The sequence below is a fragment of the Treponema sp. UBA785 genome (assembly GCF_002297065.1).
GTDB lineage: Bacteria > Spirochaetota > Spirochaetia > Treponematales > Treponemataceae > Treponema_D.
On record NZ_DBJD01000014.1, the window covers coordinates 1 to 9,588 of the forward strand.

Below are 9,588 nucleotides of genomic sequence, written 5' to 3' on the forward strand. Positions count from 1 at the left end.
TGATTTTTCTTTTCAAAGAACCTATTAAGTCGCTATCTCGCAACGAAAAATATATTAACATACAGATAAAAATTCGTCAATATCGGACTTTTTATTTTTTCAAAATTTATCATAAAGATTTTGTTATATTTTATCTTTTTTTTCCTTATTTTTTTCAAGTCAGTTGCCGCCGGCTGAAAAACTAAATCATAGCCTTGATTGAAACCCCGAAGTTGAATCTGCGGTAAAACAGAGTGAAACCGCAGATTCAATGAGCGTTAGCGAAGGGTGGAAAGCAAGTTAAAAATAAAAACTTTCCTTAGTACGAGAAAATTGTATCTTTTCAAAAAAATGCGCTCCAAAAGCTTCAAAAATAAAGAAAAACCATTTAAAACGAAAAAAGCACCTGCAAAAAAACAGGTGCTCAAAATTCAAAAAAAATTACATATCCTTAAAAACCGAACCAAATTTTTTTAAGTAATCAACAAACGAAGTGTAACTCAAAACAAGGCAAACAACATAAAAAGCCTGGATTGCAATTTTTGCACAAGGATAAAAGGCCGTAAAATCAATGCCAAATTTTGCATCGCAAAATTCAACCAGCCCAAAACGAATAAAACTCTCGGCCGCAAGCATAAAAAATCCAGAAATTATATAAAAAACGGTCTTAACCTTTCCGCCTTTTCGGGCAGCGATTGCAACGCCCTGACGAATCGCAAGCATTCTCAAAAAATTCTGGCAGAACTCGCGGTACATAATAAGAACAAAAATTACAACCGGCATATAAGAGCCCATTTTTGGGTCAAACGAATTAAGTGCCGAAATAAAAACCGTCAAATTGAGCATCACATCGGCAAACGGATCAAAAAGTTTTCCTAAATCACTTACCTCGTTGTGTTTTCGCGCATAATGTCCGTCCCAATAATCCGTCAGTTCCATAACAATAAGAGAAGGAATCATGACACAGGCAGAAATAAACGCAAGATTTTTATTGCCAGTCCAAATCGGAATATTATAAATCAGGAAAAAAATCGGTGCAAAAATCAACCGGGCAACAGTAAATTTATTAGAAACTTTCATATTTCTAAGTATTCTGACAAGACGTTAAAAAGTCAAGTAATAAAAAAAGCTGTAAAAATACAGGCGTATCGGCAACAAGCTGCCGCCGGCTGTTCCACCCCTCGCTGTCCGCTCGTCCGCCTTTGGCGGATTGCCTTGCAAGGGTTCCATAGCCTTACGCAAAAATTTAACTTTAAAGCAAAAATTCCGCTACAGATTTTTTTCAAGCCTGCACGAAAGGATTTCTGTTTTTCTCTTAAACTTAAGCGTATAAACAGAAGGCAAAAGCTCATTCTGCGGAAGCGGAACAAGCAGGTTTTTGCGAGTTTTTAAAACCCATCCCATGTAATTTCTTAAGTGCCTTGCAAAAAAAGAATTTTTCTGGCTATTTTTTGAATTTTCGTCTAACAAAACATCGCCAGAAAACTCAGATGAAAGCCGGATATTTTTTCCATCATCAATATAAGAAAAATCAACAGTCCCGATTACGCGATACCAAACCCGTGGCAGAGGAAGCAAAAGTTTTTTTGGCAAAACATAAACTTCAACCGCAAGACTTTTATTTTCCGGAGAATCTACAAAAAAAGTCGATTTCCCAGCTTCAATAAAAGTTTTATTCAAAGTAACGCTCATGTTGTCCGGCAAAATTCCAAATTCAGAATAAAGGGCAATTCCTGTAAAAGCCGAAAGCGCAATATAAAATGCAATCAAAACAGGAAAAACAGTTTTCCAAAAAACAGCTCCCAAAAAGCCGGCGGCAAAAAGAGCGAAAAAGAAAAGTTTTTCCGTCAAAAATGCTGAAAGCTCAAAAGATGGGTTTTTAATAAATACAAAGCCGCCGGCTCCAAACGCAACAACAACGCTTAAAAGCAAAAAAACTACGGAAATTCTCGCTTTTAAAAACTTTTTATGAAAAATTTTGGCAAAAGCTACGCAAAAAAGGCAGCCAGCAACTCCGCCAAGACATAAACTTACTATTGCAAATGAAAGACAGGCGTAAAAACTCATTGTGGATAAGCCTTAAAATCCTGAACAACGTTTATCGCAGATTCAACCTTGTATTCCGGAAGTTCAGCCTGAGTAATTGTAAGAGCGCGCTCAACAATCGCTGTAGAATCTGCAACTCCATGCAATATTACTTTTCCGTCGCGTGCAGTTGCATGCAAGAAGTTTATATTCAGGCAATATTCAAGAATCAGCATATTTACAATTCGCTGACAAACAAGCATTTCGTCAAGACGCAAACGTCCAAGTTCTTCTTTTTTCTGGGTAATTGAAGTTTTGACAAGGGCAACAATCATTTCTGCGGCAGCATCCAAGTCCACTGCCGAAGTGTTAATCACTGCATGATAAAGTGTCGGGTCGTCAACCTGACAATTAAAAAAGCTTTTATAAAAACCAGACTTCTGTTTATCTGCTACCGCAAGTTTTTTTTCTGCCCGCTTTTCGTCAAGTTGCAGAAGTTCGTTCAAACGCTGGATGCGGTCGTTTTTTGAAGCCAAAACTCTAAAACAAAAATGGTTTTGAACAGAATTAAGAATTACAGAAGAACCACGGCCAACAATTACACAGTTGTTTTCATCAGCAACTTCCAAAACAGCCGTCTGCAAATAATCAAGATATTCATCGCGGTCTTTTGCAAGAGAAGCAAAAAATCCTGGCGTCTTTTCATCGTATTTATGAAGTTTTTCCTTTGGAAATCCAAGCGCAACTATTTTCTTTTCCAAATCTTCACGACCAACAAATGTGTAATTCATTTTTTTAGCAACAAGTTGACTAAGTTCATCTCCAAGTGCTGCCGCCTGTCTAGAAAAAGTAATTATTGCCATAAATCCTCCATTGGAAAACTGCAAGGGCTAAAAATTCAACAATTTTAAATGCTGTAAAATTTAATTTTGAACGATTTTTTTCCCTTTAAACTTTTATCACTTTAAATATAATAAAATAAACTCGGTTTTAAGTCAAAACTTTAAAAAATTGCAAAAAAATTACAAATTTTATCAAAACAAGGAAAAAAAACTATGGCAAATTCTTTCAGCGACTCACAGCTCGTATGGACAGAAGGCGAAAAAGAAATCCTTTTAAAAACTCCGATAGCAACCGTCTGCCAGACACCGGCAACTGCAAGCGACGGTCAGAAACACAGCTACATTTCGATTGACTCAAGAGATTGGGTTGCAGTAATTCCTGTCAAAAACGAAAATTTTATAATGGTCAAGCAGTGGCGGCACGGAGAAAAAGCGCTTAGCATTGAATTTCCGGGCGGCGTAGTTGACGACGGAGAATCTCCGCTTCAAGGAGCAATCCGCGAATTAAAAGAAGAAACCGGCTGTGCTGCAGAAAAAATGCTCTATCTTGGAAAAATAAATCCAAACCCGGCTTTTATGACAAACCACTTTCACGTGTTTGCGGCCTTTGACTTAAAAGAAACCGGCTCTCAAAATTTAGATTCTGACGAATATTTAAATTACCTTGAAATGCCAAAAAGCGAAGTTTACGAAAAAATGGGAACTCCGCAAATGCCTCACGCTCTTATGTGCAGCGCGCTAATGCTTTTCCGGCAGGCGGAAGATTCTGGAAGTTTTTAGATTTAAAACAAAAAAGGCAGAAAATAAAAAATTTTCTGCCTTTTTACGCATTTTTTATTTTTCAGCATTTACGGCAGAATAGCCGTCGTACTTTTTTGAAGGAGAATAAACACCTTCTCGATATTCGCCTGTCAAACTAGGAATTTCCATTTTCATTCCAGGCATAATCAAGTTTGGATCGCTTGGTTTTGGCATATTAGATTTGTTTGCCTGATACAGATTTTCCCAAAGCAAAGGATTGTTATAAACATAAGACCGGCCAGAAATATTCCAGTAACAGTCTTTTGTTTCTTCCCACGGACGAACAATATAATACTGCGGAAGCGGTGTAATCTCTTTTATATCGGCAAGAGTTTCTAACACTTGTTTTGCATAGGCTGCAGCTGTCGTGTAATCTTCTGTTTTGTAAGCATCATCTGCACTTGCATAAGATTTTTGAGCGGCTGTATATGCCATTGAGAAATTTTTATCTGCATTGATTGATTTTGCATAATCAAGACGTTTTGACGCGTTTTTCATTACAGAATCAGCTTCCGATTTTGCAAGCATTTTCTGAATATATGCTTGAGAAAGAGCGGCATTTTCTTCTGCTTTTTTCGCATACTCTTCAGCAAGAACATAATCTCCTGCATCCAAAGCATTCTGGGCCTTTTTTGTATATTCGTTTGCAAGCTTTTGGTAAGTGTTATTTTTATAACTTACGGCAAAAAGCACAGAGGCCGAAATTACCGCCAATAAAACTGTAATACTTTTTTTCATTATTTAGCCTCCGATGTATTCTGTGAATTTTGGATTACTGATTCAACAGCATTTGAGGCTACATTTTCTACCGCAATTGCAGTTTCCGCAACTTTTTCTGCCGTTTTTGCAGTTGTACCATCTTCAACATTGATTACCGCATCTTCTGGATTAGCAAAATTATCTTCTTCAAGAAGAACTGCATCTTCTGCTTCAATTCCCGCAACTACGCCTTCGAGAGGAGCAATTGAATCTGCTTCTTTCGCATAATTTTCAGAATCAGCAACCTTCTGTTTTGCTGCATCGATTAAAGCCTGCGCAGCAGCACGTTTTTCTTTAATTTCTTCGTACAAAGCAGAATATGTCTCTTTAGCAGTTTTATATCCGTTAAATGCGCCTTCGATATTCGCTGTCACATAAGAAGAATCTGCTTTCTTAAAAATTTCAGAAGCTTTTTTGTATTCTTCTTTTTTTGCAACACCGGCTCTTACTTTGTCAGCATTTCTTTTTGCTTCGAGCGCAGACTGTCTTTCGCGGGCCGCATTTGCCTTAAGCCCTTTATTTACAACATCGTTGTAAGCGGCAAGCGCTTCATTTGCCTTTGCAAGAAGAGTTGCTCCGTCTTTGTCTGCTCCAAACGCAGAATATTCTTCAAGAGCCTTTTTTCCATCGTCGTAGGCTTTTTGATTTTCGTTTGCTAGAGAAAGCGCGTCTGCCTTTTCTTTTAAGGCAGCAGCCTGACTTGCAGAAGCAAGAGAATTATAACGAGCAGTAAGGTCTTTTATTTCCGCAGAATAATCTTTTGAAGAATCTGTTTCGACATTGTTTTTTATAGAAGTATATTTTGTTTCTGCAACAGAAAATCCATCAGGAAAATACTTTTCTGATCCAAATTCGATTGAGCTCTGTCGTGCAGCTTCCGTCAAGGCAAGAAGAGATTTGTTTGCTGCTGAGAAGTCAACAGTTTCCTCTACATCCTTTTTAATTTCCTCTGCCGCATCTTTTACAGTCGGCTCCGGCTCAGCTTCTGGAGTTGAACCGCAGGAAATTACAAAAAGAACAGTCAGAATACATGCAAGCGCTGAAATTAACTTTTTCAATTTTTCCTCCAAATAAAAATTAAAAAAAACAAATGAATTTCATCATCTTTCTGTTTTTTTAATTTTTTTTCATAGTAAAAAATTATAATCCAAAATCCACAATAATTATAATTAAGTTATCGGCATAGAGCAACATTCATTTACTCGTATTCAGAACAATAAGCGCCGTTTTTTATTACAATTTCGTAAATCATTAGAGATAGTAGAGTATCTTGAAAAGCTGTTCCAGATGAACGAATATCAATATCTGTTTTTGAAAGCAGAGCAACAATCGCGGCAACCTGCCCGCCAGTCCAAATTCTGCCTGCCGAAGAATATTGAGACCGTGCAGTTTTTGAAGCAAAGCCATTTTTCTTTAACTCAGCTTCATTTGGAGAACCTGCCGCATGCAACGACTGCCAAAGCGCAAGTTTTCTAAAGCAATATAAAAGCCCCGCAATTATTACAACGGCATCGCTGTCTTTTTTTGACAGCCTAATTTTCTGAAGAATTTCCAGGCAGTTTTCAAACCTTTTTTGAGGCAAATCCTGCTCAACCATTGCCCCAAAAAGTGTAAAAGCCGATTCTTCACGATTATGCGCCAAAATCTGTTCAACATCGGCGGCTGTAACAAAATGCCCCTGTTCAAAACACATAAAAAAGCGGCTGCATTCGTTTCTGAGGGCCTCAGTATTATTTTCTACCATTTCCAAAATAGAAGCCGCAGCGTCTGGCTCAAGGACATAACCGTTTTTCTTAAAAAAAGAATACAGCCATTGCTCCTTGCGATTTTCAAACATCTCCCAAAAAATTTTTTTATTTGCAGCAGGAACAAGTTTTTCAAGCTTAGAATCTACTTTTAGTTCGTCAGACACAAGAACCAGCACTGTCGTTTCTTTTTTTGTTTTTTCGACAGTCTGAACCCACTGTGCCAGCATATCAATGTCTTTTTTGTCTTTTACAAGTTCGGCATTGCGGATTGTAATAAATGTCGCAGGAATAAAAAGGGATTCTGTCATCAACTGCGCAACAACATCACTCATATTTAAATCCGTTCCGTAATAAACAAAATCGTCACTGCTGCCTATTTTTTTGCGCAGTTCTTCCTTTAATGCGAGAATCTGATCATTTTTTTCACCGGCTTCAGGTCCGGTATAAAGATAAATCGGTGCCGACATTGCAGAATTTATTCAGTTTTAGTATGTACGAACAATATTCGAGAGAATTCCAACAACGCGCAGATCTTTTGCATAAATCGGCTTAAAATCAGGGTTTTCTGGCTGAAGCTTTATCCTGTCTGACTCGCGATAATAGCGTTTTAAGGTGATTGCATCATCAATTACGGCAACAACAATCTGTCCGTCAACAGCAGTTTCGCACTGTTCAATAATTGCAAGATCTCCTTCGAGAATTCCGGCATTTATCATACTTGTACCACGAACGCGAAGCGCAAAATAGCTTTTTCCAGGACGAATAAAAGGCTCTGTCAGGTTTATATAACCGTCCAAATTTTCTTCACTCAAAAGAGGTTTTCCTGCGGCAACAGTACCGAGCAAAGGAACTTTCCCAATATAAGCAGGATGTGGAATACTTTCATCGCTGCTGTCATTACGGATAACGCGGATAGATCTGGAACTTTTCGGTTTAATCGAAATACAATTCTTTTTTTGCAAAGCAGCAATATGATCCTGCACTGCCCGAATTGAAATTTCAAAATGCTCGCTTATTTCACGAACAGTCGGCGGATAAGAATTTTCCTTTGAAAAAACCGAAATAAAATTCAAAACTTCACGCTGGCGCTCTGTAAGTTCTTTCATTTTTCCTCCCATAAAAAGCCAATAAAAAATATAATTTTCGATTTCGACCTTTTTTCTGCTTTTCAACAAACAAAAAACTAATAAAAGATAAAAACAGCCAGGATTTAGGCATTTTTTACCTTGCATCTCCTCCTTGATTCGCTAAAAAAGCAGAAATTTTTCGAAAAACTCGAAAATCTCTTTATTCTTCTTCAAATTTTTTATCAAAAAGCTGAGCAATAGCATCGGCACATTGAACTTCGTCAGCACCGTCCGTTCTGAGAGTAATATTCGTGTTATAGGCCGCAGCCATTGTAATCACACCCATTATTGATTTTGCGTTTACTTCAGCATCATCTTTAATCATTGTAACTTCGCAGGCAAATTTGTTTGCTGTCTGCGCAATCAAGGCAGCAGGACGAGCGTGAATTCCAGCACGGTTGCGTACTGTCAAAATTTTTTCTGTCATAAAAGACCTCTTTGAAGAAGCTGTCAAATAAGTAAAATTTGCAATAATTGAGTTATTGAAAAAAACTTACACCTTATAATATAAGCAGCATGGCTATTTCAACAGCTTAACAATCGCTAATAAAAACTATTCAGGCAACTTCTCTTTATAAATTTTAGTAAGAGTCGTCAGAACCATAATAAGCGGTCTGTGCCTCTCCGGATTCAATCCATTTTAGAATATTCTGATTAAAATCCCTTGCAGAATTATAACCCATCGCTTTTAAGCGTTCATTCATCGCAGCAGCTTCAATAATAATTGGAAGGTTTCTTCCAGGGCGAACAGGAATTTCGATTGTAGGAACTTTTACTCCGAGCAAATCAGTGCTCGTCTGATCAGTACCAATTCTGTCATAAATTTTATTTTGATCCCATTCTTCCAGTTTGATGATAAGCTGAACTTCTTTTTGCTCGCGGATTGAACCAACTCCATAGAGCTGGCTTACGTTTATAATTCCTAAACCGCGAATTTCCATATGGTGGCTTATAAAAGTATTTGCGCCCTGCCCCAAAACAGAGTTTCCGTTCACACAACGAATTTGAACAATATCATCCGCAACAAGCCTATGCCCGCGCTCAACAAGCTCAAGCGCACATTCAGATTTTCCAACGCCGGAATGTCCCATGAGAAGGATTCCGATACCGTAAACTTCTACAAGAACTCCATGCAATGTCTTTTTTGGAGCAAAAACATTTGAAAAAACGCGCAAAAGCCGCATCGAAAATTCAGAAGATTCAAGACTCGTCTGCAAAACTGCGCAGCCATTTTTTTCTGCAATTTCCAGAAAAACTTCATCTGGCTCAAGGCTATGCGTAAAAACAACGCAAGGAATGTTATAAGAAAATAATTTTTCTATTGAAGAAGATTTTTTTTCTTTTTTGAGTTTTAAAAGATATGCCGTTTCTCCATGCCCAAAAAGCTGAACCCGATCACAGTCAAAAGAATCATAAAAACCAGAAAGCTCAAGCCCAGGACGGTTTATGTCAGGCACCGAAATTGTACGGTTAAGCCCCTTTCGACCAGCAAGACACCGCAAATCAAGGGCATTGTGACCTTTTAAATCCATATCAAGCAAATCGAGAACTGTAAACGGTTTATCCATATTCATTACTATACAAACAATAAGGATAGTATTCAAGACAAAAAAATCTTTTTTGCAAATATTTTTTTTGAATATAAAAAAATTTTAAGACTAAAACTAACGAAAAAAAGACAAAAAAACACCGTCCAAAAGTTTTATCAACCGTCAGACGGCGTTTGAAATTTTACAAAATTTTCAATATTCAACTTAAACACACATCTTTTGTGCGTAAACTGAATTAAACATTATTTTTCCTGAATTTTATCTTTTTCCTTTTTGATTTTTGTATCAAGCACGTCCATCATTTTGTTGAGCGCAGCACCAAAATCAAAATCCTTAGCACTGACATGAGCCTGACTTCCCCAACGGAAATTGGCAGTTGCATCGAAAGAATATTCCTTTTCGTGCTTTACGCGGACCGTCAAATCAATTATAAGGTCATCCGCATATTTAATTCTTTCAAGTTTTTTGTCAATCATTTCCGTCTGTTTCTGTTCCAGGTCAAATGAAGCTGATACATTTTTAGTCATAGTAGTTTCCTCCAGATGTAAAATCAGCGGATTTATTTTTCTAAATCTGCCCTCTAGAAATAAGTATAATATGGCTTTTTAAATAAGACAAATTTAATTTTAAGGATTTTTTTGGAGCGCAATTTTCTCAAAAGAAAAGTTTTTCGGCTAAACCGTCCAGTTGCCGCAAAAACCGGCTTTCCACCCTTCGCTAGCCGCTCATTGCCGTTCCGGCAACTCCGGGGTTCCAA

The 9,588-nt window shown here is 37.5% G+C and carries 11 protein-coding genes; 1 reads left to right on the plus strand and 10 read right to left on the minus strand.

Going from position 1 to position 9,588, the window contains the following annotated elements; translation table 11 throughout:
* Nucleotides 1-420: 420 nt before the first annotated feature.
* From B2X33_RS01115 to B2X33_RS01125, 3 genes are all read right to left on the minus strand, one after another.
* Nucleotides 421-1,059, minus strand: coding sequence for a CDP-alcohol phosphatidyltransferase family protein (locus tag B2X33_RS01115; protein ID WP_296024985.1), 639 nt, complete (start codon nt 1,057-1,059; stop codon nt 421-423).
* Between the two features lie 189 nt (nt 1,060-1,248).
* Nucleotides 1,249-2,046 (minus strand): hypothetical protein, encoded by a 798-nt coding sequence (locus B2X33_RS01120; RefSeq protein ID WP_296666926.1) that lies wholly within the window; start codon nt 2,044-2,046, stop codon nt 1,249-1,251.
* Nucleotides 2,043-2,867, minus strand: a complete 825-nt coding sequence (locus tag B2X33_RS01125) for a cytidylate kinase-like family protein (RefSeq protein WP_296666928.1) — start codon at nt 2,865-2,867, stop codon at nt 2,043-2,045. Before B2X33_RS01125 ends, B2X33_RS01120 begins: the two co-directional genes overlap by 4 nt.
* Before the next feature lie 192 nt (nt 2,868-3,059).
* Here B2X33_RS01125 and B2X33_RS01130 point away from each other — a divergent pair, with 192 nt between their 5' ends.
* Nucleotides 3,060-3,626: an NUDIX hydrolase gene (locus B2X33_RS01130; RefSeq protein WP_296024977.1), complete on the plus strand. Its 567-nt coding sequence runs from the start codon at nt 3,060-3,062 to the stop codon at nt 3,624-3,626.
* Nucleotides 3,627-3,680: 54 nt separating this feature from the next.
* On the opposite strand, the gene B2X33_RS01135 is transcribed toward B2X33_RS01130, so the two are convergent.
* From B2X33_RS01135 to B2X33_RS01165, 7 genes are all read right to left on the minus strand, one after another.
* Complete coding sequence (locus B2X33_RS01135) at nt 3,681-4,385, minus strand: LysM peptidoglycan-binding domain-containing protein (protein ID WP_296666930.1); 705 nt, start codon at nt 4,383-4,385, stop codon at nt 3,681-3,683.
* Complete coding sequence (locus tag B2X33_RS01140) at nt 4,385-5,464, minus strand: hypothetical protein (RefSeq protein ID WP_296666932.1); 1,080 nt, start codon at nt 5,462-5,464, stop codon at nt 4,385-4,387. The genes B2X33_RS01135 and B2X33_RS01140 overlap by 1 nt, the downstream gene beginning before the upstream one ends.
* Before the next feature lie 140 nt (nt 5,465-5,604).
* Nucleotides 5,605-6,621 carry a DNA polymerase III subunit delta gene (holA, locus tag B2X33_RS01145; RefSeq protein ID WP_296666934.1) on the minus strand — a complete coding sequence of 339 codons (1,017 nt, stop codon included), beginning with the start codon at nt 6,619-6,621 and terminating at the stop codon, nt 5,605-5,607.
* Between the two features lie 18 nt (nt 6,622-6,639).
* Nucleotides 6,640-7,260, minus strand: coding sequence for a transcriptional repressor LexA (gene lexA / locus B2X33_RS01150; RefSeq protein WP_296666936.1), 621 nt, complete (start codon nt 7,258-7,260; stop codon nt 6,640-6,642).
* A 181-nt stretch (nt 7,261-7,441) separates the two neighbouring features.
* Complete coding sequence (locus B2X33_RS01155; RefSeq protein ID WP_078931373.1) at nt 7,442-7,708, minus strand: HPr family phosphocarrier protein; 267 nt, start codon at nt 7,706-7,708, stop codon at nt 7,442-7,444.
* A 154-nt stretch (nt 7,709-7,862) separates the two neighbouring features.
* Entirely contained in the window at nt 7,863-8,849 is a 987-nt protein-coding gene (gene hprK / locus B2X33_RS01160) for an HPr(Ser) kinase/phosphatase (RefSeq protein WP_296024988.1), read from the minus strand.
* A 224-nt stretch (nt 8,850-9,073) separates the two neighbouring features.
* Nucleotides 9,074-9,358 (minus strand): HPF/RaiA family ribosome-associated protein, encoded by a 285-nt coding sequence (locus tag B2X33_RS01165; RefSeq protein ID WP_296024961.1) that lies wholly within the window; start codon nt 9,356-9,358, stop codon nt 9,074-9,076.
* Nucleotides 9,359-9,588 lie beyond the last annotated feature (230 nt).

Excerpts from the sequence above, each read along its gene's own strand:
- B2X33_RS01115 (WP_296024985.1), bottom strand. The coding sequence starts at position 1,059 with ATGAAAGTTTCTAATAAATTTACTGTTGCCCGGTTGATTTTTGCACCG.
- B2X33_RS01120 (WP_296666926.1), bottom strand. The coding sequence starts at position 2,046 with ATGAGTTTTTACGCCTGTCTTTCATTTGCAATAGTAAGTTTATGTCTT.
- B2X33_RS01125 (WP_296666928.1), bottom strand. The coding sequence starts at position 2,867 with ATGGCAATAATTACTTTTTCTAGACAGGCGGCAGCACTTGGAGATGAA.
- B2X33_RS01130 (WP_296024977.1), top strand. The coding sequence starts at position 3,060 with ATGGCAAATTCTTTCAGCGACTCACAGCTCGTATGGACAGAAGGCGAA.
- B2X33_RS01135 (WP_296666930.1), bottom strand. The coding sequence starts at position 4,385 with ATGAAAAAAAGTATTACAGTTTTATTGGCGGTAATTTCGGCCTCTGTG.
- holA (WP_296666934.1), bottom strand. The coding sequence starts at position 6,621 with ATGTCGGCACCGATTTATCTTTATACCGGACCTGAAGCCGGTGAAAAA.
- lexA (WP_296666936.1), bottom strand. The coding sequence starts at position 7,260 with ATGAAAGAACTTACAGAGCGCCAGCGTGAAGTTTTGAATTTTATTTCG.
- B2X33_RS01155 (WP_078931373.1), bottom strand. The coding sequence starts at position 7,708 with ATGACAGAAAAAATTTTGACAGTACGCAACCGTGCTGGAATTCACGCT.
- hprK (WP_296024988.1), bottom strand. The coding sequence starts at position 8,849 with ATGGATAAACCGTTTACAGTTCTCGATTTGCTTGATATGGATTTAAAA.
- B2X33_RS01165 (WP_296024961.1), bottom strand. The coding sequence starts at position 9,358 with ATGACTAAAAATGTATCAGCTTCATTTGACCTGGAACAGAAACAGACG.